Below are 21,923 nucleotides of genomic sequence, written 5' to 3' on the forward strand. Positions count from 1 at the left end.
TCGAGCATGACTGACACCGGTCCGGCAGACCTACCGGCCCGACCCGCGGCCGCGTTGCCCGTCTGGGCGCCGCTACGGCACCGCGTATTCCGTGCACTGTGGGTAGCCCAGTTCGTCGCGAACATCGGAACCTGGGCGCAGCTCGTCGCCGCGCAGTGGTTGATGGGCGACCTGATTCAGAGCGGACTCGCCGTGGCGCTCGTCCAGACCGCCATGACGCTGCCGGTGTTCCTGCTCGTCGTGCCAGCCGGGGCGCTCGGCGACATCGTCGACCGGCGGGTTCTGCTGTTCAGCGGCCAGTTCGTCATGGCTCTCGCGGCCGGCTGCCTCGCAGCGTTCACTGCTCTCGGCACCGTCAGTCCCGGGCTGCTTCTCGGGTTGACCGCGGCACTGGGCGTCGGGCAGGCGCTGTCGGTGCCGTCGTTTCAGGCTGTACAGCCCGAGCTCGTCGGCCGCCGGAACATCGAGGCGGCTGCGCTGCTCAACGGGGCTAACGGCAACCTCGCGCGGGCCGTCGGGCCAGCGCTGGGCGGGCTGCTCATCGCGGCCGCGGGCCCGGAGGCCGCGTTCGCGCTCAACGCCGCGTCGTTCATCGGCGTGCTGGCCGTTCTCGCCGCATGGCGTCGTGAGGTCGCACCTCTCGCGCTGGGCGCCGAGCGGTTGTTCACGGCGGTGCGGACGGGTGGCCGGTACGTCCGTCACGCACCGCTGCTGCGCGCGGTGCTCGCCCAGACCGCGCTGTTCATGATCTTCGGCAGCGCGGTCTGGGCGCTCCTGCCGGTCGTCGCCAGGGGCCCGCTGCAGCTGGGCGTGGGCGGCTACGGATTGCTGCTTGGAGGAGCCGGAGTCGGGGCCGTACTCGGGGCGCTGGTGGTGCCGATGGTTCGCACGCGCGTCGGTCCTGGCGTCGTGGTCGCCGCGTCGACGCTGGCGTATGCCGCGGCCGTGCTCGTCACCGGTGCGACGCGTGCGGTACCGCTGGTCGCAGTCGCGATGGTGGTCACCGGGATCGGGTGGGTCGCGGTAATCTCCACTCTCGACGCCAGGGCACAGGTGTTGCTGCCGGATTGGCCGCGGGCCCGCGCGCTGGCGTACTACCAGCTCGTGGTCATGGGCGGGCAGGCGCTGGGCGGCGTGCTGTGGGGCGCGATCGCGGAGTGGTGGGGTACGATAACCGCGTTCACGGTCGCCGCGGCGGGGCTCGCCGCCACCGTGCCGGTGGCCCGGCGGTTTCTCCCCCTCGCCGCTGCGGCGCCCGACCTCACCACCGTGCAGCACCTGCCCGAGCCACCGGAGGTGTCCTTCCCCCGCGCCGGGCGAGTACTCGTGACGGTCGAGTGGCGGGTGCCCACGGAGCGCGCTCCGGATTTCGTCGACGCCATGGTGCCGGTGGGCCGCGCTCGACGTCGCACGGGCGCGCGCTTGTGGGGCCTGTTCCGCGACGTCGAGGACCCGGAGTGCTTCCTGGAAGCCTTCACCGTGGCCGACTGGACCGAGCATCTGCGTCAGCACCTCGAGCGCGGCACCGCGATGGACCGTGACGCCGAGGAGGGGGCGCGGCGCCTCATCGCGCCCGGGACAGCTCCCCGCGTGCGGCACCTGTTGTGGGCGGCCCGCACCCGGAAGAGCTGAGGAGCGGACGCGACGGGACGCGGTTCACGCGTAGGCGGGCCCGCGCAGCGTCAGCCACGGCGGCTCCCGGTAGCGGTTCTCAAAGTCGTCGACGAAGCGCTCCCCGTTCATGAACCCCCAGCTCGATGCCACGCAATCCACGCTGGTCCACCCGGCGTCCGCCTGCTCGAACTCACGGCGCGCACGTGCCAGGCGAACCGAGCGCAGCTCTTCGGCGAGTGAGAGGCCCCGGTGGCGGCGGCAACATTGGAGCAGAGCGGGCACGCTCACCCCGGCGACGTCGGCGAGCTCCGCGACCGTGTAGGGGCGCCGCGGGTCGGCCTCGATCAGGTCGATCATTCGGCGCACCGGCCCAGGCCCCCACGAGTGCACCGGTGCCTCGAGCTCGTCGCGGTACTCGTGGTCGAGGGCGAGCAGCAACCGAGCCACCAGGGTCTCCTGAGCCGCGGCGGCCAGCAACGGATGACGCAGCAGTTGCGACGTTGCCAGCAACCGGATCAAATCGGCCCAGGCTCGACCGGCGGGCGCCCTCAGATCCAGTCTCACGGCCAGTTCGGGCGGCCGGCGAACCGTGTGGCCGAGCCGGCGCTCCAGCACGTCCTGTAACTCGCTCGTGTCGATCGTGACCGCGTAGCAGGAGAAGCGCTCCCCGCACGACATGCCGATGTCGCTCTCGGGCCGGACCACGACTGCCCGGCCCGAGTCGGCGCCGAACGTGCCCGTCCGGTGCGTGACCTCGACCGCCCCGTTCAACGGGACCGCGACGGTGTACCTGGCCGCCTCGGCGGGCAGCCGAACGTGCGTCGCGTGGTCGCATCGGATCCTGCGGACGCCCACCGGATGGGGCGTCGCGTCCGAAGGCGGCACCTCATCCACGACGACCTCCTGGGATTCGGTCACGGGTTGTCCTCCGCCTCGAACAACGATGCAGTGATCCGACGGGAGGTGGGCCGGCCGGAGCGCCCGTCGGTTCTCGTGATCCTGCGCCACGCGCGCGCCCGTCCGAACCGTCCCGGCGGCACCAGGTCGGGTCCGTCAACTCGTCCCGGCAGCACAAGCTTCGGTAGCGGGTTGCGGAGCCCGTTCACGTCGAGGTCGGAACGAGGACGATGTCGTCCACACGGTCGAGAAGGGGCGACCACCGCAGTGCGATGGGCACCGCTGGTCGGGGCCGACGGCCGCGACCAGTCGACGGTGATCTCCTAAAGCAGCATCCGGAACAGGTCGAACCCGCGCTCCCAGTGCTCGGTCGACGGGTTCGTGACATGGGGGTCGACGATCCGGAACGACCGGGCCAGCGCGATGCTGATTCCCCCGAAGACTTCGGGGAGCATGTCCTCGGTCTCCTCGCTGAACGTCACGTCGGCGGGGGGCCGGCGCACCGCGCCCCGCAGCAGCTGCCGGATCTCGTCGGCCTCGTCGAGCTTGTCGAACTCGCGCATCCGCTCCTGCAGGCCCTTCGTGATCGGCAGATCCTGCGGGGCGATGATGTCCCGGTCGTTCCAGCTGGCGGAGTTGCGGCCGGCGATCGCGATGTCGTCGATCTTCTGGTCGACGAACGCCCGGAACCGCCGCAGATCGTCCTTGTCGACGTCGACGCGCCCCGCCGAACGGAAGAACCGCTTGAACTCCGGTATCCCGGTCACGCCGGTCACGTCGGTCATGCCTTCTCCTCCGAGCCCATCTGTCAGTCACCGTGTCGTCGCCAGGTGCTCGTGCACCAGGCGCACCGCCATGGCGCCCTCGCCCACCGACGAGGCCACCCGCTTGATGGATCCGCTCCGGACGTCCCCCGCCGCGAACACGCCCGGCAGTGTGGTCTCGAGGAACGCGGGTGCGCGTCCGTCGGTCTCCTCCTCGGCCCGCGCACGGGCCGCGGCCGATCCGGTCAGGACGTAGCCACCCGAATCGAGGGCCACTGACTCCGGGAGCCACGACGTGCACGGGTCACCGCCGATGAACACCATGAGGTCACGAGCGGGCAGGCGCTGCCGCTCGCCGGTCGCGGTGTCCTCGACGACCACGGCCTCGAGCCTGCCGTTCTCGCCCTGAAGCTCCCGGACCTCGGTGTGCAGGAGCACCTGGATGCGCGGATCGCGGATGATCCGGTCGGCGAGGTAGCGGGACATCTGCTCGTCGAGCCGGCGCTCCCGGACCACCAGGTGGACTTCAGCGGCGTGGTCAGCGAGGAACACAGCCGCCTGTCCCGCCGAGTTACCGCCACCGACGACCACCACCGGGTGGCCGACGCACTGCTGGGCCTCGATCGGCGTGGCCGCGTAGTAGACACAGGTGTCCTCGAACTCCTCCATCCGGGGCACCGGAAGCCTCCGAACCCGCACCCCGGTTGCAACGATGACGGAGCGCCCGAGCACCTCACCGCCGTCGGCGAGCCGCAGCGCGTACTCGCCGTCTCGCTGCTCCAGGCCCACGACCTCCGCCGGCACGGTCCGCCTGGCGCCGAACCTCTCGGCCTGCAGCGCCGCGCGTTCCGCGAGCTCGCCCCCGGAGATGCCGGCGGGGAAGCCGAGGTAGTTCTCGATCCGCGACGTCCGGGCGGCCTGTCCGCCCGCGGCGATGGCCTCGAGCACCCCGGTGTCGAGCCCCTCCGACGCCCCGTAGACCGCGGCCGCGAGCCCCGCGGGTCCGGCGCCGACGATCACCAGGTCGCAGACCTCCTCCTTCGCGTCGAGCTCCCGCAGCCCGAACATCGCAGCCAGCTCGGCGATGGACGGGTTGCGCAGCAGCCGGTTCCGGTACAGCACGACCGGCGTTTCCTCGGGGCCTACCCCCAGTTCGCGGAGTAGCCGCTCGGCCGACGGATCGGTCTCGAGGTCGACGAACCGGTGCGGGAGGCGGTTGCGGGCGGCGAACTCGCGCAGCTTCCGCGTGCCGGCCGAGTACCGGGACCCGACGATCCGGAACCCGATCCCCTCACCGAGGGCCAGCGAGCGCCGTATCAGGTAGGCACGCAGCACCTGGTCGCCGAAGGCGGGGTCGGCCGCCGCATACGCGCGGAGGCGGTCGGTCGGGATCGCGAGAACCTCCCCCGGGTCGACGACGACACTGGTGAAGAACGCGGCCTGCCCGGTCAGCACACCGAGCTCGCCGAGGAAACGCCCTGATCCGTGCACGCGGGCCACCCGCTGATCGGGGCATCCGAACGCCTCGGCCACCGCGACACGGCCGGAGAGAACCACGTAGAAGATGGTCTCCGGCTCGCCCTCGGCGATGAGTACCTCGCCGCGCGACGTGGGCCGGCGTTCGCCCAGCGTCTCCAGGGACCGGATCCGCGACTCCTCGAGCCGGGGGTACCCCCCGGAGAGGTCGGGGGTCTCGCCGTGCGGCACGTTCGCGAGCAGCTCCTCGATTCCGTGGCTGCCGCTTCGGGCGGTAGGCGCCGTCATGCCAACGCCTCGTCGACGTAGCACCACCGCCAGTTCTCGCCCGGCTCGAAGGACCGGATAATCGGGTGGCCCACGAGCCCGGCATGTGCGCGGGCGTGCCGGTTCGGCGACGAGTCGCAGCATCCCACGTGCCCGCAGGTCAGGCACAGGCGCAGGTGTACCCACGGCGATCCGATCCGCAGACAGTCCTCGCAGCCCTCCGGAGTGCGCGGCACGACGTCGTCGCGGACGAAGGTCAGGTGCGGATCCTGTCCGACACGGCCCCAGGCAGCGGTCACAGCGAGCCTCCATCCGACGCCTGCCCGAACAGCCGCGCCAGCCCGATCCCGACGAGCCAGGAGCCCTTCGCCAGCGCGATGCCGTCCTTGCTCGGGGACGGGGTGCCAGGCCTGCGCATCCCGGTGGTCTTCACGTAGAGCCCGAGCAGCGCTGCGGCGTATGCGGGCAGCCTGGCGCCGGCCAGCCTGCCGGGGACGAACGGCGCCAGGAGGATGGTGCCGAGCGTGATCTCGCCAGCCGACACCGCTTTGACGGACTGTGCCGGCTCGATCGACTTGACGACCGGATAGGTGCCCGCGGTGAAGTCGCGCACGCTCATGACTTGCTCTCCTCCTTCGGCCGCAACGCGTGGTCCAGCCAGCTGCGTAACACCGGCACCGGCGCGGCGCCGGGCTGGCGGGCGACCACCTCACCGTCGCGCATGACCAGCAACGTCGGGACGGCGCGCACCTCGAAGCGCTCCGACAGCCGTGGCGCGGCGTCGACGTCGACCTTCACCAGCTTGATCTCCCCGGCCCGTTCGGTGGCCAGCTGCTGCAGAGCCGGGCTCACCATCCGGCACGGCCCGCACCACACCGCCCACATGTCCACCAGCACCGGGATCGGGGACCGCTCCGCGACCTCGGCAAAGTCGTCGTCGCCCGCGTCGGCGATCCACGGCAGGAGGCTGTGGCAGCTTCCGCATTTCGGCACGCTCTCGGCCACGGCGGGCACCCTGTTGCGGCGCCCGCAGTTCGGGCAGGCGATCACACTCGTCCGCGGGGTTGCCGGCGCACTCACGACTGCGCTCCCGCCATCTGATGGGTGACGACGATCTGGTTGCCCTCGACCTCGACCCGCAGCGTCGAGCCGTCGATCACCCCGTCGCGCAGCAGGGCCCGGGCGATACGGGTCTCCACCTCGCTCGCGATGAACCGCCGCAGTGGCCGGGCACCATAGACCGGGTCGTAGCCCTCCCGCGCGAAGAAGCGGCGAGCCTCCTCACTGACCTCGAGCGTGATGTTGCGATCCGCGAGCCGGTTGCGCAGCTCGGCGAGCATCAGCTCGACGATGTGCTCGATCTCGCCCAGGGTGAGCGGGGTGAACAGCACCGTGTCGTCGACCCTGTTGAGGAACTCGGGCCGGAAGTGGCTCCGCAGCTCGGCCAGCACGAGATCACGGGCCTCGGGCTTGAGCTGGCCGTCCGGGGTGACGCCGTCCAGCAGGTACTGCGACCCGATGTTCGACGTCATGATGATCACGGTGTTGCGGAAGTTGACGGTGCGGCCCTGCGCATCGGTGAGCCGGCCGTCGTCGAGCACCTGCAGCAACGTGTTGAACACGTCCGCGTGCGCCTTCTCGATCTCGTCGAAGAGCACCACGGCGTACGGACGACGCCGCACGGCCTCGGTGAGCTGCCCGCCCTCCTCGTAGCCGACATACCCCGGCGGAGCACCGACCAGCCGCGACACCGTGTGCCGCTCCTGGTACTCGCTCATGTCGATCCGGACCATGTTGTCCTCGGAGTCGAACAGCGCCTCGGCCAGCGCCTTGGCCAGCTCCGTCTTCCCGACGCCGGTCGGGCCCAGGAAGATGAACGAACCGGTCGGCCGACGGGGGTCCTTGACCCCGGAACGGGCGCGGATGATCGCGTCCGCGACGGCCTGCACCGCCTCGTCCTGACCGACGACGCGCTGGTGCAGCACCTCATCGAGGCGCAGCAGCTTCTCCCGCTCCCCCTCGGTCAGGCGGGACACCGGGATCCCGGTCCACACCGAGACGATCTCGGCGATCTCCTCGCCCGTGACCACCTCGCGCAGCAGGCGGTGCTCGCCCTGCTTCTCGGTGAGCCGCTGCTCCTCCGCCTCCAGCTTGTGCTCCAGCTCGGCGAGCTTGCCGTAGCGCAGCTCGGCCGCCCGGTTGAGGTCGTAGGACCGCTCCGCCTCCTCGACGTCACGGCGCACCTGCTCGAGCTCCGCCCGCAGCTCCTGCACCCGCCTGATCGCCTGCCGCTCCGCGTCCCACTGGGCGCGCATGGCGTCGGCCTCGCTGCGCAGGTCCACCAGCTCCTTGCGAAGCTGGTCGAGCCGGGCGATCGACGCCGGGTCCTCCTCCTTCGAGAGCGCGGCCTCCTCGATCTCCAGCCGCATCACCTTGCGCGTGATCTCGTCGAGCTCGGCGGGCATCGAGTCGATCTCGGTCCGCAGCCGGGCACACGCCTCGTCCACGAGGTCGATGGCCTTGTCGGGCAGGAACCGGTCGGTGAGATAGCGATGGCTCAACGTCGCTGCAGCGATCAGGGCCCCGTCCAGGATCCGAACGCCGTGGAAGACCTCGAGCCGCTCGCGCAGCCCGCGCAGGATCGACACCGTGTCCTCGACGCTCGGCTCATCGACGGAGACGGGCTGGAAGCGGCGTTCCAGCGCGGCGTCGGACTCGATGCGCTTGCGGTACTCCTGCACCGTCGTCGCGCCGATCATGTGCAGCTCGCCGCGGGCGAGCATCGGCTTGAGCATGTTCCCGGCGTCCATCGCGCCTTCTGCGGCACCGGCCCCCACCACGTTGTGCAGCTCGTCGATGAACAACAGGATCCGGCCGTCGGCGCCCTTGACCTCGGCCAGCACGGCCTGCAGCCGCTCCTCGAACTCTCCGCGGTACTTGGCACCGGCCACGAGCAGGCCCATGTCCAGGGCGAAGATCGTCCGGTCGCGCAGGCCCTCTGGCACGTCGCCGTTCACGATGCGCTGGGCCAGGCCCTCGACGATCGCGGTCTTGCCGACGCCGGGGTCGCCGACGAGCACCGGGTTGTTCTTCGTCTTCCGCGACAGGATCTGCACCACGCGGCGGATCTCGGCGTCGCGGCCGATCACCGGGTCCAGCCGGCCCGAACGCGCCGACTCGACGAGGTCGATGCCGTACTTCACGAGCGCCTCGTACGTTCCCTCGGGTGTGGCCGAGGTGACGCGCTGGTTGCCACGCACCTTGGTCAGCGCGGAGAGGAATGCGTCGCGGGTGACGCCGTGCTTGGCGAGCACCCGCCCCGCCCCGGTCGCGGAACCCTCCTCGGCGAGCGCGACGAGCAGGTGTTCGACCGAGACGTACTCGTCCTTCATCCGGCGGGCCTCGCGCTCGGCGGCGTCGAGCACCCGGGCCAGCCGCTGGGTGACCGTGACCTGTCCCGGCTGGGTGGCCGGGCCGGTAGTCCGCGGCTTGCGGGAGAGCTCGGCCTCTAGATCCGAGCGCAGGGCCTGCTCGTCTACGCCCATGGCGGCGAGCAGCCGGGGTACAAGCCCGTCGCCTTGGTCGAGCAGCGCGAGCAGCAGGTGCTCGCCGTCGACCTCGGTGTGGCCGACCCGCGTCGCGAGATCCTGCGCGGCCGAGAGTGCCTGCTGGGACATCTGGGTCAGGCGGTTCAGGTCCATTGCGTGCTCCGCGTCTGGTCGCTGTCGGTGGGCTCGGTGCCTGGAGGCGGGCGCACGGGTTCGGTGCGCCCCCGGATGCGCAGCTCGGTCTCCAGTTCGGTGATGCGGTCGAGCAGGTCGACGATGAGTCCGAGCGCCGCGTAGTTGAGCGGCAGCGCGGCCCGCAGCCGCTGCAGCCGGGCGACGGCGGCCACCTGTGACCTGGTGAACCACAGACATCCGTCGGCATCACGCGCGGCCGGCACCAGGCCGAGCGCGACGAACCGCCGGACGAGGTCCGGGTGTAGACCGCAGAGCCGGGCGAACTCCTCCTGGCGCAGCCGGTCGCTTCCTGCTCCCCGGGACCGCGGGTAGCGGACAGGCAGATACGGCACGGTCATCGGCTTCCCCTGCTCCGCTCGGAACCGGGGCGGCGCGGATCGAACGTGGACACCGCGGCCAGCTCGGAGAACAGCTCGCGCTCCCGATCGGTGAGGCGGGACGGCACAATGATCTTGACCTCGGCGTAGAGGTCACCCGGCTTGCCGCGCGGGTCGGGCATGCCCTGTCCGCGAAGGCGCAGTCGCCGGCCGGTGGACGTAGCCGGCGGGACGGTCACCTTGGTCTCACCATCGGGCGTCGTGACCGGGACATCCGCTCCGAGGGCGCCCTCCCATGGCGCCAGCGGCAGGTCGACCACGATGTCCTTGCCCTCGACCCGGAACCGGGGGTGCGGCAGCAGGCGGACCACGAGGTAGAGGTCGCCTGCCGGGCCGCCACCCATCCCGCGGCCGCCCTCGCCGGACAGCCTGATCCGCTTGCCGTCGGTGACACCGGGCGGGATCGTCACCGTGTACGTGCGTGGTCCGTCCGGGCCGTTGAGGGTGATCTGCCTGCGGCCGCCGCGGTAGGCCTCCTCCACGGTGAGCTGAAGCTCCGCCTCCTGGTCGGCGCCCCCCACCGGGCCTGCACGTCCCCGGCCACGGCCGCCGCCGAACATCCCACCAAGGAGGTCCTCGATGTCGACGCCCCCGAAGCCGCCGCCGAAGTCGCTTCCGCCGAAATCGGGACCGTCACCGCCACCTCTCGACCAGGTGTAGCTGCGACCGCCGCCTCCGCCGCCGAAGGGGGACCGGCCCGCGCCGGCACCGACGCGCTCCTCCCAGTCCTCCGGGACCTGTCGGAAGTCCTCGCCGAAACGGTCGTAGCGCTTGCGCATCTCCGGGTCGGACAGCACCTGGTAGGCCTCGTTGACCTCCTTGAACCGCTCCTCGGCGCCCGGATCCTTGTTGACATCGGGGTGGTTCTGCCGGGCCAGCCGCCGGAACGCCTGTTGCAGCTCCTCGGGGCCCGCGTCACGCGACACCCCGAGCGTCTCGTAGTAGTCGCGGGCCATCGGCTAGTCCCCCGGACTCTGCGCCACGGTCACCGACGCCGGTCGTAGCTGGCGGCTAGGGCCGCCGTAGCCGGGCCGGACGACCTGGGCCACCGACCCGGGCGCAGTCCCACCTTCGTCGGGCTCGACCACGCCCACCACCTCGTGGCGAGCGGGGTCGAACGGCACTCCGATCTCGTCCTCGCGGCTGTACCCGAGCCCAGCAAGTACGGCGAGGGCCTGCTCGCGCAGCGTACGGATGCCCTCGATGATCGACCGCGGGTCGGACTCGGCGTGCTGGAGGGCCCGGTCGATGGTGTCGAGCACCGGCAGGAACGCCGAGGCAACGAGCTCACGCTCGGCCTCCCGTTCACGCCCGAGCTCGCGGGCGTAGCGCTTGCGCAGGTTGTCCAGATCCGCGACGGCCCGAAGCCAGCGATCCTCCAGCTCGGCCGCGTCCGGCTCACCCTCCAGCCGATCCTCCGGGGATCGGGTCGGGGTGGCTGATTCCGCGACCCGATCCGTCCTGGTCCGCTCCTCGGGTGCTGGCGTGCCTTCCTGGCCGGCGACGGTGCGTGCGGCGGGCCGGCCGGGCGTTCTGTCCGGTGCGTGTTCGGTCATGAGTGCGCCTCAGCCACGGTCGAACTCGGCGTCGATCACGTCATCGTCGGTCTCGCTTGTGACGCTCTCGCTGCCGCCACCCTGTACGCCCCCGGGGCCGCCCGCTCCGGCCGACACCGCGCTCAGGCCGGCGTACACCTGCTGGAGCTCGGCGGTCAGCTCGCGCACCCGGTCCAGCGGCGCCTGTTCCTCCACCGCCCGCCGGGCGTCCGCCACGAGCATCTCCGCGCGGGCCCGCTCGTGCGACGGCGCGGCGTCGCCGAGCTCGTCGAGACGGCGCTGCACCTGGTAAGCGACGCTGTCGAGCTCGTTGCGCGCGTCGACCTCCTGGCGCAGCTGCTGGTCCGAGGTCCGGTTGCGTTCGGCCTCCTGCACCATCCGATCCACCTCAGAGGAGTCCAGGTTGGTGCTCTCCGAAATCGTGATGCCTTGTTCCGCGGCGGTGTCCTTGTCCCGAGCGGTGACGTTGAGGATCCCGTTCGCATCGATGTCGTAGACGACCTCGATCTGCGGTTCACCCCGCGGCGCCGGCCGGATGTCCTGGAGCCTGAACCGGCCCAGCACCCGGTTGTCGGACGCGCGCTCACGCTCGCCCTGCAGCACCACCACGTCGACGGCGGGCTGGTTGTCCGCCGCGGTGGAGAACGTCTCGCTGCGCCGGACCGGGATCGTCGTGTTGCGGTCCACGACCCGGGTCATCACGCCGCCCTGCGTCTCCACACCCAGCGACAGCGGGGTGACGTCGAGCAGCAGGACGTCGGACACGTCGCCCTTCAGCACACCGGCCTGGATCCCCGCACCGACCGCGACGACCTCGTCGGGGTTCACGGTCATGTTCGGTTCCTTGCCACCGGTGAGGCGGCGAACCAGGGCCTGCACTGCCGGGATCCGGGTCGAGCCTCCAACGAGGATCACCTCGTCGACGTCGTCGGGCCCGACCTTGGCGTCCGCCATCGCTTGCTTGACCGGCTCCATCGTGCGTTCCACGAGATCGCGGGTGAGCTCTTCGAACGTCGAGCGCATCAGCGTCATCGTGAGGTGCTTGGGACCGGTCGCGTCGGCGGTAACGAAAGGCAGGTTGACCTGGGTCTGGGTGACCGAGCTCAGCTCGATCTTCGCCCTCTCCGCGGCCTCGTAGAGCCGCTGCAACGCCTGCGGGTCCTTCCGCAGGTCGATGCCGTTCTCCTTTTGGAACTGCTCGGCCAGGTGGTCCACGACGCGCCGGTCGAAGTCGTCGCCGCCGAGGTGCGTGTCACCTGCGGTGGCCCGTACCTCCACCACACCGTCGCCGACATCGAGGATGCTGACGTCGAACGTGCCGCCCCCGAGGTCGAACACCAGCACCGTCTCGTGCTGGCGCTTGTCCAGCCCGTAGGCGAGCGCCGCTGCGGTCGGCTCGTTGATGATCCGAAGGACTTCGAGCCCCGCGATCTTCCCGGCGTCCCGAGTCGCGGTCCGCTGGGCATCGTTGAAGTACGCCGGCACGGTGATCACGGCCTCGGTCACGCGCTCGCCGAGGTGGCGCCCGGCATCGTCGGCGAGCTTGCGCAGGATCAGGGCCGAGATCTCTTCCGGCGCGTACAGCTTGTCGCGGACCTTGATCCGCGCGTTGCCGTGCTCGTCCGGGACCACGTCGTAGGTGACCTGCTCGGCCTCCTGCTCGACCTCCTCGTACCGGCGCCCGATGAAGCGCTTGACGGAGTAGATCGTTCCCTTGGGGTTGAGGATCGCCTGCCGGCGGGCCAGTTGACCCACCAGCCGCTCACCGCTCTCGGTGAACGCCACCACCGACGGCGTCGTACGCGAGCCTTCGGAGTTGGGGATGACGTCGGCCTCGCCGCCCTCCCAGGCCGCGATCACCGAGTTGGTCGTTCCGAGATCGATACCAGCAGCGCGGGGCATTTCAGACCCCCGTCGCAAGCAGTCGGACCGCTTCGTCGGCTACGTCGTCGTCGACGACCACCTCGAAGCGTTGCGGGCGCATCATCACCACGGAGGCGAAGTCGCGGCGGCCGCCCTGCAGGGCATAGATGATGATGCCGACGATCGCGCCGATGACGGCGCCGATGATCAGGCCGTACACGGCCAGCAGCAGGCCCGCGATCAGCGGGTTGACCCAGCTGAAGATCCCGAACAGCCACCCGATAAGTGCGCCGGGAACGGCGCCACTCAGCGCGCCGCGCCACGCGGCCCGCGGGTAGTCCATCTTGCCGGTGACCTGCTCGACGGTCTGCAGGTCCTGACCGATGATCGCCACCCGATCGACCGGGAACCCCAGATCGGAGAGACGGTCGACCGCCCGTTCGGCGTCCTCGTACCTGGTGAACGATCCGATCGGCCGACGGGGCCGCTGCTCCGGGTCGGCCGGGCTCGCGGGGGACCATGCGTCGCTAGCTACTCGACCCTGCGGTCCGGCTGCCTGCTTTCCGGTGTCGCGCCGCTCCTCGATCATGACAACCTCCCGATCAGACGGTGGTCCGGTCGGCCGCCGAAGCGGTCTCCGACCCGGTAGTTGCGCTGGACGCGGCGCCGTGCTGGGGCGCACCCTCGGACGTGTCGGCGGTACCGAGCTGCACCCGGCGCGGCTCGCTCGCCTCGCTGACGGGGATCGTCAGGGTCAGCACGCCGTCACGGGTGTCCCCGGACATGCGGTCTGAATCGAGGTTGTCCCCGAGGAACAGCTGGCGGCTGAACTCGCCGTAGGGCCGCTCGTCGATGATGACCTCGTCGCCCTCCTGGTGCGCGGGCGCGCGGCGGGCCCGCACGCTGACCACATTGCGCTCGACCGTCACGTCGATGTCTTCAGGATCGACACCGGGCACATCGAGAAAAACAAGGAATTCGGCGCCCCGACGCAGCGCGGCCATGGGCATGCTGCGTGTTGCACGGGCACCGACGGAAAAGGCCTGGTCGGCCAGCCGTTCCAATTCACGGAAAGGATCGAATCGCATCAGAGTCACAGAGTTCCTCCTGCCGGGTCGGGCCAACCGAGCTTCCGCCAACCGTCGCACCGCTCCTGGTGCGCGGCATCGGTCCGCCGGATGCAACCTCGGTCGGGGTACTCGGCCCACCAGGTCCATCAACCCCCCGCGACCTGCGCCGTCCCGGGGCACCGCTCACCCCTTGTCGATTGCCTGCGACCGTGTGCAGGGCGACCTGGGGCGGGCGCCCCGCAACCGGTGGCACACATCGCCGCCGCGGAAATTCATGCCGAGGGACCAGACGCTTTTCCGGTCACACCCCGGGTCCGCCGGGTTCGACCGGTTCAGCTGCCCTTCGACTCCTCGGATTCAGTCGCATAAACCGGTGGCTCGGCATTGTTCGTCCGGACCGAATATCATCGAATATCGGAGAGATGATGATCCTGGTGACGGGAGCGACGGGCCAGGTGGGCCTGCGCCTGGTCGAGGAGTTGAACGATGCGCGCATCGCCGTGACGGCCATGGTCCGCGCCGAGGCGAAGGCTCTGGACCCTGCTGCCCTCGGTCGACCATGCGGTGGCCACGCTCGACGATCCACCCCCTGCGGAAGTGCTGCGGGAGTTCGACCGCGTCTTCCTCATGAGCCCCTCGCACGAGGAGCAGGCCGAACTGGAGATGGGGTTCGTGGACGCCATCGTCACTGCTGGGCACCGGGCTTGCCGCTGACGGGTTTCAGGAGCCCGACTGCACTGTGCGCTTCATGCGCAGCCACCGTCAGATCGCCATGCATCTCGAGCGGACCGGCCTCCCCATCAGCTACCTGGCGCCGAACCTGTACATCAAAACCTGCTCTCGGTGACGGACGCGATCCGGGAGCGGGGTCTGATCCTCGTGCCGCTGGAGGCGGTCGCGTCGGGTTCGTGGTGGTCAGCGACGTCGCGGCAGTGGTCGCACCTGCTCTCACAGAGGGCGACCCGCCGGACATCCAGGTGATCACGGGGCTGGAGGCGCTCGACTACGCCGATGTCGCCGCTCGGGTCTCCGCCGTCTTCGCCCGCCAGGTCGACTACGCCGACATCCCGGCCGTGGAGGCCCGGTCGATGATGCTTGACGACGGCGTTCTGCCGTGGCAGGCCGAGGGCGTGCTGGAGTTCTTCGAGTGGGTCTCCTGCGGAGGCTGCGACACGGTCACCGACACCGTCCGCACAACGGCTGGTGAGGATGCCCGCACCCTGGAGCACTGGCTGAAGGAGCAACGCGGGGCGTTCATCGGGCGATGGCCGGGAGGTTTTGCGCTGCGCTTCTGAGGGTCAGATCTCGGTGAGGAACAACCGGTCGAGCCCGATCATCTTGAGTTGTTCGAGTACGTCCTTGCGCCCGTCGCACGTCAGCGCCAACTCGACGCCCTGCAGAAGGCAGTCGTCCTGCATGCGACGGAGAATCACCAGCCCGGTCGACCCCAGCAGGTCGACCAGGGAGAGGTCCACGATCAGTCGTACCGGGCGGTCCACCAGCTCTCGACGAAGTGCCCGTTCCAGATCCGCCCCCGTGAAGGCGTCGATCCCGCCGAGAACGTGAACGACTTTCGTCCCCGGGTTTTCGATCTCTACGATCGTTGTCCTGGGTACGTCGTCTTCTCCCAGGCAAGCCCGACTTTCATTGAGAACACCGTCTTGGAGTGGAACCACGTTCCTTTTCAATATCCGACTCCTCTCGCGGCAGGCCCGTCGCCTCGCGTTCGGTCGAGATGACCGTGCACCACGAGGCCCGCGGTGGACACCGGCCTGACAGGGCGGGTTCGACGCTGTCCGGTGCATCGGCCAGGTCGTACCGGGCACATCGACGTGCCACGACGACCCCGCGGCCGCGGAAGGGTCAGGACGGCTGCGCCAGATTGGTCACGAGGTTGACGGCCACAGCGGGGACGCCCGTGCCGAAGCAGTAGGAGGGCAGGGCGTGACCGAGGGCGATCCTGCGGACGTGGCCGGTCGTCGTATCGTCGTCTCGGTGTCGGACGGACACCACGCTGATGCAACGGCGCCAGCTCAGCTGCCACGAGAACGCCTGCGACGAACCGCTGCGGCGACGGACAGCAGCACCCAGGCTGCTCCGCGACGGGATCCCGGACGACGTCCGGCTGGTCGGGATCTCGGTGCGCGAGCACGGTCGGGCCGCGGGCTCTCGACGAGGACGGCTGCCGCGACCTGCTCGCCGTGGTGTCGGACTTGATGCCACCGCTGCCGGGGCCTGACCACCCCACCGAGATCACCCACCCTGCCGCGACGCTGGCCGCCGCCGATCGAGGACGTGCGGTACTGGCGGGAGCACGTGGAGCGCTCGTCGACGGCCGGCGCGTGCACTGGGTCGGCACCGTGGGCGAAGCGGTGTGTGACCAGCTGGTCGCCACCGCAGATGCGGCTCTGGCGCCCATCAGCTAGGACGGCCGGGGGCACAGGCGTTGTCGAAGCCCTCGTGCTGGATACCCCCGTCCTCGGTTACCGGCACGGCTGCCTACCCGAACTCGTGGAGCACGGACGCACCGGGTTGACGGTCGACTGCGACGACGAGGATGCCCTCGCGTCCTCCGTCTGTGCAGCGGTACGCCTGGATCCGAGGGAGTGCTGCCGCGTGGCCGCGACCCGGTTCACGCCCGCCCGGATGGCAGACCGCTACATGCAGCTCTACACGGACGTTCCGGCCCGGCGCAGCCGCGCCGGGCGGACGGGGTATGGGCCGGCGCCAGAGATCCAGCCCGATCGCTGCGCGGTCGCCCTCAGTGGCGAGATTCCCCTTTTAGTGAAGCCTTGAGGGTACGCTGCTCGTCTGATCGGTTTCCTCCGGCTGCACTGCAACCTCAGGCGCGTAGCGTCTCCCGGGTGGCCCTTCGGGATGCCGTCCTGTTGCGAGGAACTAGATGGACAGCCAAAAGCTCATCGACTCCATGCGGGAGCAAATGTCCAAGCTCTCAAGCATTTTCGCGCTGTCGATGGTGATGTTCGACCGTACTGACGAGACGGAGATCATCCAGTTCGCGGCCGATTCCGTCGCTGCTTTGGGCGCGGCCCGTGCCGAGGGCGCATATCTACTCCGCGACGATCTGACGCGTGTCGGCGACGGCAGCACCGAGCTCCAGTCGCGGCTCCGCTCCCTGTCGGGGTCGGACGGCCCGGTTCACGTCGCAGGCGCCCCCTGGGCCTGGGCCTTCGCGTTGCGAGCCGTCGGCGGCCATGCCGGCTACCTCGTCGTCACCGCGGACGCCGAGCCGGCCGCCGACCAGCAGTACCTGTTCGGGACGCTCGCCCAGCAGGCCGGTGCCGCTCTGAACAGCGCCCGGCTCAGCCGCTTCGAGCGGAGGAACACGGCCGAACTGCGAAGCCTCAACGACCGGCTCAGGGAACTGAACGAGCAGCTGACCACCGCAGTCTCCGGCCTCGAGCGACGACGTTGCGCGTACGAGCGGCTCACTGCCGTGGCTGCCGCCGGAGCGGGCGAGGCGGGAATCTGCAGGACGCTGCATGACCTGACCGGACTGCCGGTCGCGATCGAGGACAATTTCGGCAACCTGATGGAGTGGTGCGGTCCGGGCCGGCCGACGCCCTATCCGCGAATGTCGCAACGCCGTCGGTCCGAGCTGCTCACGGCCGCGCGGCGTAGTGGACGTCCGATCCGTCAGCGCGACCGGCTCATCGCGCTGGCCCAACCCCGCAACGAGGTGCTCGGCGTACTCGTGTTGATCGACCCGGATCACCGGGCCGAGGAACACGATCTGTTCGCCCTCGAACACGCGTCGGTCGTCCTGGCCATGGAACTTGCTCATCGTCGCGGTATGGCCGAAACCGAGCTGCGGCTTCGTGGCGACCTCGTCCATGATCTGCTCACTGGCACCGATGACGAGAGCGCTCGGTTCCGCTCCAGTGCGCTGGGGCACGATCTGTCCCCACCACATCAAGTACTGGTCATCCAGTGGGCGGGGGCCACGAGCAGTGAGGTGGTGGCCCGCACCGTTGAGCGCGTGGCGGCCACGATGCTGGAAAGCGGCGTGCTGCTGAGCCAGCGGGGCGGAGCGGTGGTCGTACTCACCCCGAGCCCGGGATGGGACGGCATGCGGCGGTGGCAGGAAATGTACCGCTCGGTGAGTAGGAGACTTCAGAACGAGGACGGTGCAATCGGTGTGGGCGGGTCGGTCGCCGTGCCGTCCGAGCTCCCTCGGTCCTACTCCGAGGCCATCCGAGCCCTTCGCATCCGGCAGCAGTCGATGGAGCCCAACGGCATCACAGTCTTCGACAGCCTCGGCATCTACCGTCTCCTGGCCACCGGCGACGGCGAACACGACCGCGAGCTCCGCGAGTTCGTCCGCGAATGGCTCGGCACGTTGGTCGACTACGACGCGTCCAACCGATCCGACCTCGTCACCACGCTGTGGCAGTACTACGAATGCGGCGGGAACTACGACATGACGGCTCGCGCACTCACGATCCACCGGAGCACATTGCGGTATCGGCTCAGGCGGATCCGTGAACTCACCGGCCGCGAGCTCGGCGACGTGGAGAATCGGCTCAACCTGCATGTCGCCACGAGGGCATGGCAGATCCTCCGAGGGTCGGAATGAACTGCACCTCATGAGGTGTGCATAGCGCGCGCCATCTGAAGGACCGTCACCGCCGACGGCACCGGCGTGAACCTTCGGTCGAGGAACCGCACCTGGACACACGCTGTAACACACCGTGCAGAAGCTGGCCGACCGGCACCAGGGGGACCGATGGGTCTCGGCCCCGCGGGTCCAATGCCTCGAGTCGACCTCGGCGGGGGCCGGCCGCAACAGAAGGCCCGGCATGTGCGGGCGCCGCAACAACGGGTAAGCGTCGGCCAAGCAACACACGAACCCGAGGAGTTGGGCAATGGACCTCGATCTCGGACGGTCTGACGCGGGGAACCTCGACTGGGGGCCTGCACCCGCGCTGTCCCCATCGGTGAGCCACCGATCGATGCGCTTCGTCGAACGTTGGCAGGACGGGAACGACCTAATGGCTGTTATCGGCTTCAACGGCCACTTCATCTGGCAGAACAGTATGTGCGCGGGCTGGATGGGCTGGTCCCAGGCGACCATGCGGTGCGTGGACTGGTGGGAGTTCGTCCACCCCGACCACCAGGACAGGCTGGTCACCATCGCCGAAGCCCTGATGAACAACAAAGAGTTCACGGGCGTTCCGGTCCTCGCGCTCCGCGCCGACGGTCGGTACGACTGGCTGATGTTCGACTACATCGGCGACCGCGGGAGTGAGCGTATGTTCGGTGTCGCCACGCCGACCAACCCGGACCGGCAACAGACCGAGCAGATCGCCGTCGGCGAATGGTGCCTGGCCTCGGGTTTCACGGCGGATCACCGGGCGGCCAGACTTCTCGGGCTGCCTCCCGACGCCCCCGTCTCGGCGAACGACCTGATCGAGCGCGTGGCGGCGAGAGACCGAACCCAACTGCGGCGGGCGCTGCAGGTCGACCTCACACGTGCCGAGGCCATCGGCGAAACCGTGCACATCGCAGATCACGCACACGGTCTGGAACGGCTAGTTCGAGTTGCGGGCGGGCCGACGAGAACTCCCGACTCAGGCCCCCAGCGTAGTCACGGCCTCGTTCGGCAGGCCGATGACACGACCTCGATACCCATGATGTAAAACACTGAATAAGCCTGAAGCCGTTTCGGCAAGTCGATGACAGGTACGGCGGCGGCGATTCCCCGAAATCGCATCCTTCAAACAGTTGATCAGCCGATTCGTTCTGCGCACGTACCGCATCCGAACCATGACGGTCGGTGATCTGCCCTGGCGGGCCGGTGTACGTGGCCGGAGCGCGACGCGTAAGTTCAACCGATGCCCTTCAGCCGCAGAGTTCCCCTTCGGAGTCGGACGCGACCGTAGCTCTTGGCTGTGAATTGTGGAGGTTTACGTGACCGACTCAGGCAGCAAGTCCGATCTTCACGCTGCCGTGCACAACGCTGCCGACGCCGAACCCGTGGCCGACATCGGAGGAATACCTGTCGCCCGCCATGGACATCTCTGTGTCCTGTATCGAGAGCAGTCCGAACGTGACCAACTCGTGCTGGACCTCGTGGAAAAGGGGCTCCGAGCCGGGGACACCTGCCTGTATGTGGCGACAGAAGCCGAAGATGCGGCACTACGGAAGAAGCTGGCCGCCGATGACTCGGAAGTCGACACGACCTGGTTGGACGTACGTGAACCGGCCGGGAGGTACCGAAGTGGTGCCGGGTTCACCCCAGACCGCATGTTGGACATGATCGGCGACTGGTCGGAGGACACATTCGAGCGGAAGGGCAGCCGCTTCGCGCGAGCCGTCGCCGACATGAGCATCGCATTGCCGCATGTCGGCGAGGCCTCCGTCGGTGGCCTCGCCGGCTACGAGGCTCGGGTCGCCCAATGGTCCCGGGCATACCCGCAGATCGGCGTTTTCTTCTACGACCTGAACACCCTCAGCGGCGACACGTTCGTGTCGATGGTTCGCTCACACCGCCAGCTCTGGGTGGGTGGGGTCGTTCTCGACAACCCGTACTTCGTCGACCCCTGCCAGAGAGATGACGCTCGCGGTCGTGGCGGGTCGAGGCAGTAGGCCGCGCAGCTCTTCACGCCCTGGTACCGATCCCTTCGTGCTCGCCACGAACGAGCCGAAGCGCACTGCTCCGCGCTGAACACCCCTTCACCCTCTTCGCCTGACCGGAACCCCGCATGCGCCGAACGTCCCGCATCCTGCACGTGGTGGCCGCGGCCGGACCGCTCGCCGCTGCACTCACCCGGCTGTGGACTCGCCGGTGGCGGTGCCGGCGGCGGTGCTGATAACGGTGACGGCACGATCGCGGTGATCGCCACCGACACACCGGCCAACCACGACCCGCTGGACCTTGCAGACAAGCGGCTGGAAGCCGAGGGCTGGAAGTCGACGTCACCTACGTGACTGACATTGTGCGGCCCAACCACGTCGTCGGTAACGGCGAGATCAACTTCACCTTGTGCCAGCACGGCGCCCGTTCCACATCCTGCTGATCCGATAATCCCGGCACGCGCCTGATCGTGGGCAGGTCAAAGCGGTGACCGTGCCGCTTGCCGCCAACGCTGTGACCTACGTGTCGCGGTTCGTGGAGCAGAACCTGCTGCAGGTCAGCCCGGGCGTGATCGAGGCGGCGAAGGCCATGGGCGTATCGAAGCGCCGGACGATCGGGAGCGTGCTACTCATGGAGGCGGGTTGGTGCAGCTGATCCAGCCGAGAGCTCAGCGACGACAAGGTCGCCGTCAGCTCAGTCACACATCGCGTCATAAGTGATCAAAGAACCGAGCACTGCGACACGGACGCCGGCCAGCATGGTCAGGGTAGGACGGCCACGACGTCCTCGGGCAGGCTCGCCCGGATGTCCTTCCACTCGCCCTCGGTGATGTGGCGGCGGAGTGCCTGAACCGTTATGCCGAGTAGCCGTTCGGGGCTGTCCGGGATCTCGAAGGGGAACTCGTCGTGGATCCGCGCGAGGAAGTCGTCGAGGTGCATCTTCACCGGGACCTTCGTCGGGTCCCAGCCCTCGAAGTAGATGCCGCGGATCAGCATCGGGAGCTGCGCGGACAGCTGAGCCGCTTCCTCGACGGTCAGCCGGTCGCGCAGGGCATGCAGGACGGCGCGCAACGCGGCGTAGGACCGGTTGCGGCGCTCCTTCGGCCATCCGTAGGACTCTTCGATTTGCTTGAGAACCCCGTTCGTCTTCGCCAGTGTCGTGTCGAATGTCGCATATCCCGTCGAGCTCACGTCGGTGCACCTTCTGCTTGAGGGCGGGTCACGTCGTGGGTCCCACGGTGACCGATCGGCCGCCTGATGGCCTGCGCCTGGCAGGTGAGGCTTCGGGCCGCCTTTCGACCCCGCGGGGTCATGTCACCTGATATGGGGCACCTCCTGTCAAGCGGGCGTGCCGATGCGGCGGCACAGCCGTCCGTGTCGTCGGTGCTCCCTGGTGACTCGGACCCCGCGAGCGGCCAGGCGCACTTCGACGGTTTGGGACAGTCGGTTGCTGACGCGAGCCTCATCGCTACTGTCCTGGCTGGGGCATCTCCCGGCTGATATCCGGATCGTCAGTGGGAACACCAGGATCTACATCCCGATCACATCGATGCTGCTCGTGTGCTTGCCCTGAACGCCCTCCTGTGGTTGTTCCTTTGATTGTTCAACCGCGGACGTCTCTGCGGGGTCGTGGCATCGACCTCGCCCGCAGTCTCACGGATGCTTTTTTCGACGCCATTTGTTGCTCCCGGTCGCGCTG

26 protein-coding genes are annotated in these 21,923 nt (G+C 69.2%); 10 read left to right on the top strand and 16 right to left on the bottom strand.

Translation table 11 applies throughout. The annotated features are described in order from the left end of the window. Window positions 1-6 precede the first annotated feature (6 nt). On the top strand, window positions 7-1,632 hold the full coding sequence (locus ACQPZQ_RS14950; RefSeq protein WP_433296025.1) for an MFS transporter: 1,626 nt from the start codon (window positions 7-9) through the stop codon (window positions 1,630-1,632). A 24-nt stretch (window positions 1,633-1,656) separates the two neighbouring features. On the opposite strand, the gene ACQPZQ_RS14955 is transcribed toward ACQPZQ_RS14950, so the two are convergent. The 13 genes from ACQPZQ_RS14955 to ACQPZQ_RS15015 all read right to left on the bottom strand — a co-directional run bounded on the left by ACQPZQ_RS14955 (window position 1,657) and on the right by ACQPZQ_RS15015 (window position 13,654). Further along, on the bottom strand, window positions 1,657-2,532 hold the full coding sequence (locus ACQPZQ_RS14955) for an AraC family transcriptional regulator (RefSeq protein ID WP_433296027.1): 876 nt from the start codon (window positions 2,530-2,532) through the stop codon (window positions 1,657-1,659). Between the two features lie 302 nt (window positions 2,533-2,834). Further along, window positions 2,835-3,296 carry a DUF1931 family protein gene (locus ACQPZQ_RS14960; RefSeq protein ID WP_433296029.1) on the bottom strand — a complete coding sequence of 154 codons (462 nt, stop codon included), beginning with the start codon at window positions 3,294-3,296 and terminating at the stop codon, window positions 2,835-2,837. A 27-nt stretch (window positions 3,297-3,323) separates the two neighbouring features. Beyond that, window positions 3,324-5,039 (bottom strand): FAD-dependent oxidoreductase, encoded by a 1,716-nt coding sequence (locus tag ACQPZQ_RS14965; RefSeq protein WP_433296031.1) that lies wholly within the window; start codon window positions 5,037-5,039, stop codon window positions 3,324-3,326. After that, window positions 5,036-5,317, bottom strand: coding sequence for a UBP-type zinc finger domain-containing protein (locus ACQPZQ_RS14970; RefSeq protein WP_241035722.1), 282 nt, complete (start codon window positions 5,315-5,317; stop codon window positions 5,036-5,038). The genes ACQPZQ_RS14965 and ACQPZQ_RS14970 overlap by 4 nt, the downstream gene beginning before the upstream one ends. After that, complete coding sequence (locus ACQPZQ_RS14975; RefSeq protein WP_433296033.1) at window positions 5,314-5,637, bottom strand: hypothetical protein; 324 nt, start codon at window positions 5,635-5,637, stop codon at window positions 5,314-5,316. Before ACQPZQ_RS14975 ends, ACQPZQ_RS14970 begins: the two co-directional genes overlap by 4 nt. After that, window positions 5,634-6,098, bottom strand: a complete 465-nt coding sequence (gene trxA / locus ACQPZQ_RS14980) for a thioredoxin (RefSeq protein ID WP_433296035.1) — start codon at window positions 6,096-6,098, stop codon at window positions 5,634-5,636. Before trxA ends, ACQPZQ_RS14975 begins: the two co-directional genes overlap by 4 nt. Continuing rightward, window positions 6,095-8,719 (bottom strand): ATP-dependent chaperone ClpB, encoded by a 2,625-nt coding sequence (gene clpB / locus ACQPZQ_RS14985; protein ID WP_433296037.1) that lies wholly within the window; start codon window positions 8,717-8,719, stop codon window positions 6,095-6,097. Before clpB ends, trxA begins: the two co-directional genes overlap by 4 nt. Continuing rightward, complete coding sequence (locus tag ACQPZQ_RS14990; RefSeq protein WP_433296039.1) at window positions 8,710-9,099, bottom strand: chaperone modulator CbpM; 390 nt, start codon at window positions 9,097-9,099, stop codon at window positions 8,710-8,712. Before ACQPZQ_RS14990 ends, clpB begins: the two co-directional genes overlap by 10 nt. Further along, on the bottom strand, window positions 9,096-10,094 hold the full coding sequence (locus tag ACQPZQ_RS14995; protein WP_433296041.1) for a DnaJ C-terminal domain-containing protein: 999 nt from the start codon (window positions 10,092-10,094) through the stop codon (window positions 9,096-9,098). The genes ACQPZQ_RS14990 and ACQPZQ_RS14995 overlap by 4 nt, the downstream gene beginning before the upstream one ends. A 3-nt stretch (window positions 10,095-10,097) precedes the next feature. Next, window positions 10,098-10,694 (bottom strand): nucleotide exchange factor GrpE, encoded by a 597-nt coding sequence (locus ACQPZQ_RS15000; RefSeq protein ID WP_433296043.1) that lies wholly within the window; start codon window positions 10,692-10,694, stop codon window positions 10,098-10,100. A gap of 9 nt (window positions 10,695-10,703) precedes the next feature. Continuing rightward, window positions 10,704-12,596: a molecular chaperone DnaK gene (gene dnaK, locus ACQPZQ_RS15005; RefSeq protein WP_433296045.1), complete on the bottom strand. Its 1,893-nt coding sequence runs from the start codon at window positions 12,594-12,596 to the stop codon at window positions 10,704-10,706. 1 nt (window position 12,597) lies between these two features. Beyond that, on the bottom strand, window positions 12,598-13,146 hold the full coding sequence (locus tag ACQPZQ_RS15010; RefSeq protein WP_433296047.1) for a general stress protein: 549 nt from the start codon (window positions 13,144-13,146) through the stop codon (window positions 12,598-12,600). Window positions 13,147-13,159: 13 nt separating this feature from the next. Then, the gene (locus ACQPZQ_RS15015; RefSeq protein WP_433296049.1) at window positions 13,160-13,654 is read right to left on the bottom strand and encodes an Hsp20/alpha crystallin family protein; all 495 of its coding nucleotides are present in this window, start codon (window positions 13,652-13,654) and stop codon (window positions 13,160-13,162) included. 537 nt (window positions 13,655-14,191) lie between these two features. Between ACQPZQ_RS15015 and ACQPZQ_RS15020 the strand changes: the two genes are divergently transcribed. Then, entirely contained in the window at window positions 14,192-14,341 is a 150-nt protein-coding gene (locus ACQPZQ_RS15020; RefSeq protein WP_433296051.1) for a hypothetical protein, read from the top strand. 194 nt (window positions 14,342-14,535) lie between these two features. Next, a complete protein-coding gene (locus ACQPZQ_RS15025; protein ID WP_433296053.1) occupies window positions 14,536-14,922 on the top strand; it encodes a hypothetical protein in 387 nt (128 codons plus the stop codon). A 3-nt stretch (window positions 14,923-14,925) separates the two neighbouring features. Here ACQPZQ_RS15025 and ACQPZQ_RS15030 read toward each other — a convergent pair whose 3' ends face one another. Together ACQPZQ_RS15030 and ACQPZQ_RS15035 are read right to left on the bottom strand one after the other, a co-directional pair. Further along, window positions 14,926-15,432, bottom strand: a complete 507-nt coding sequence (locus ACQPZQ_RS15030; RefSeq protein ID WP_433296055.1) for an STAS domain-containing protein — start codon at window positions 15,430-15,432, stop codon at window positions 14,926-14,928. Window positions 15,433-15,490: 58 nt separating this feature from the next. Next, the gene (locus ACQPZQ_RS15035) at window positions 15,491-15,637 is read right to left on the bottom strand and encodes a hypothetical protein (protein ID WP_433296057.1); all 147 of its coding nucleotides are present in this window, start codon (window positions 15,635-15,637) and stop codon (window positions 15,491-15,493) included. A 191-nt stretch (window positions 15,638-15,828) separates the two neighbouring features. Here ACQPZQ_RS15035 and ACQPZQ_RS15040 point away from each other — a divergent pair, with 191 nt between their 5' ends. The 6 genes from ACQPZQ_RS15040 (at window position 15,829) to ACQPZQ_RS15065 (ending at window position 20,879) form a co-directional block, all read left to right on the top strand. Then, entirely contained in the window at window positions 15,829-16,053 is a 225-nt protein-coding gene (locus ACQPZQ_RS15040) for a hypothetical protein (RefSeq protein WP_433296059.1), read from the top strand. Next, window positions 16,028-16,423 (top strand): glycosyltransferase, encoded by a 396-nt coding sequence (locus tag ACQPZQ_RS15045; protein WP_433299215.1) that lies wholly within the window; start codon window positions 16,028-16,030, stop codon window positions 16,421-16,423. The genes ACQPZQ_RS15040 and ACQPZQ_RS15045 overlap by 26 nt, the downstream gene beginning before the upstream one ends. Before the next feature lie 145 nt (window positions 16,424-16,568). Further along, the gene (locus ACQPZQ_RS15050) at window positions 16,569-18,224 is read left to right on the top strand and encodes a PucR family transcriptional regulator (protein ID WP_433296061.1); all 1,656 of its coding nucleotides are present in this window, start codon (window positions 16,569-16,571) and stop codon (window positions 18,222-18,224) included. A gap of 289 nt (window positions 18,225-18,513) precedes the next feature. Beyond that, entirely contained in the window at window positions 18,514-19,287 is a 774-nt protein-coding gene (locus ACQPZQ_RS15055; protein WP_433296063.1) for a hypothetical protein, read from the top strand. A 337-nt stretch (window positions 19,288-19,624) separates the two neighbouring features. Continuing rightward, window positions 19,625-20,236, top strand: a complete 612-nt coding sequence (locus ACQPZQ_RS15060) for an MEDS domain-containing protein (RefSeq protein WP_433299217.1) — start codon at window positions 19,625-19,627, stop codon at window positions 20,234-20,236. 475 nt (window positions 20,237-20,711) lie between these two features. Continuing rightward, window positions 20,712-20,879 carry a hypothetical protein gene (locus ACQPZQ_RS15065; RefSeq protein ID WP_433296065.1) on the top strand — a complete coding sequence of 56 codons (168 nt, stop codon included), beginning with the start codon at window positions 20,712-20,714 and terminating at the stop codon, window positions 20,877-20,879. Window positions 20,880-20,986: 107 nt separating this feature from the next. Here the strand turns inward: ACQPZQ_RS15065 and ACQPZQ_RS15070 are convergent, their stop codons facing one another. Further along, complete coding sequence (locus tag ACQPZQ_RS15070) at window positions 20,987-21,415, bottom strand: DUF2267 domain-containing protein (RefSeq protein ID WP_433296067.1); 429 nt, start codon at window positions 21,413-21,415, stop codon at window positions 20,987-20,989. Window positions 21,416-21,578: 163 nt separating this feature from the next. Here ACQPZQ_RS15070 and ACQPZQ_RS15075 point away from each other — a divergent pair, with 163 nt between their 5' ends. Continuing rightward, entirely contained in the window at window positions 21,579-21,797 is a 219-nt protein-coding gene (locus ACQPZQ_RS15075) for a DUF2905 domain-containing protein (RefSeq protein WP_433299219.1), read from the top strand. Window positions 21,798-21,923: the final 126 nt, after the last annotated feature.

This window comes from Pseudonocardia sp. CA-142604, assembly GCF_050948475.1.
Classification (GTDB): Bacteria; Actinomycetota; Actinomycetes; order Mycobacteriales; family Pseudonocardiaceae; genus Pseudonocardia; species Pseudonocardia alaniniphila.

What these genes read in the sequence shown, in the direction of transcription:
- ACQPZQ_RS14950 (WP_433296025.1), top strand. Translation starts at nt 7, where the DNA reads ATGACTGACACCGGTCCGGCAGACCTACCGGCCCGACCCGCGGCCGCG.
- ACQPZQ_RS14960 (WP_433296029.1), bottom strand. Translation starts at nt 3,296, where the DNA reads ATGACCGACGTGACCGGCGTGACCGGGATACCGGAGTTCAAGCGGTTC.
- ACQPZQ_RS14965 (WP_433296031.1), bottom strand. Translation starts at nt 5,039, where the DNA reads ATGACGGCGCCTACCGCCCGAAGCGGCAGCCACGGAATCGAGGAGCTG.
- ACQPZQ_RS14975 (WP_433296033.1), bottom strand. Translation starts at nt 5,637, where the DNA reads ATGAGCGTGCGCGACTTCACCGCGGGCACCTATCCGGTCGTCAAGTCG.
- clpB (WP_433296037.1), bottom strand. Translation starts at nt 8,719, where the DNA reads ATGGACCTGAACCGCCTGACCCAGATGTCCCAGCAGGCACTCTCGGCC.
- ACQPZQ_RS14990 (WP_433296039.1), bottom strand. Translation starts at nt 9,099, where the DNA reads ATGACCGTGCCGTATCTGCCTGTCCGCTACCCGCGGTCCCGGGGAGCA.
- ACQPZQ_RS14995 (WP_433296041.1), bottom strand. Translation starts at nt 10,094, where the DNA reads ATGGCCCGCGACTACTACGAGACGCTCGGGGTGTCGCGTGACGCGGGC.
- ACQPZQ_RS15000 (WP_433296043.1), bottom strand. Translation starts at nt 10,694, where the DNA reads ATGACCGAACACGCACCGGACAGAACGCCCGGCCGGCCCGCCGCACGC.
- dnaK (WP_433296045.1), bottom strand. Translation starts at nt 12,596, where the DNA reads ATGCCCCGCGCTGCTGGTATCGATCTCGGAACGACCAACTCGGTGATC.
- ACQPZQ_RS15010 (WP_433296047.1), bottom strand. Translation starts at nt 13,146, where the DNA reads ATGATCGAGGAGCGGCGCGACACCGGAAAGCAGGCAGCCGGACCGCAG.
- ACQPZQ_RS15030 (WP_433296055.1), bottom strand. Translation starts at nt 15,432, where the DNA reads ATGCACCGGACAGCGTCGAACCCGCCCTGTCAGGCCGGTGTCCACCGC.
- ACQPZQ_RS15045 (WP_433299215.1), top strand. Translation starts at nt 16,028, where the DNA reads ATGCGGCTCTGGCGCCCATCAGCTAGGACGGCCGGGGGCACAGGCGTT.
- ACQPZQ_RS15050 (WP_433296061.1), top strand. Translation starts at nt 16,569, where the DNA reads ATGTCCAAGCTCTCAAGCATTTTCGCGCTGTCGATGGTGATGTTCGAC.
- ACQPZQ_RS15055 (WP_433296063.1), top strand. Translation starts at nt 18,514, where the DNA reads ATGGACCTCGATCTCGGACGGTCTGACGCGGGGAACCTCGACTGGGGG.
- ACQPZQ_RS15075 (WP_433299219.1), top strand. Translation starts at nt 21,579, where the DNA reads ATGCGGCGGCACAGCCGTCCGTGTCGTCGGTGCTCCCTGGTGACTCGG.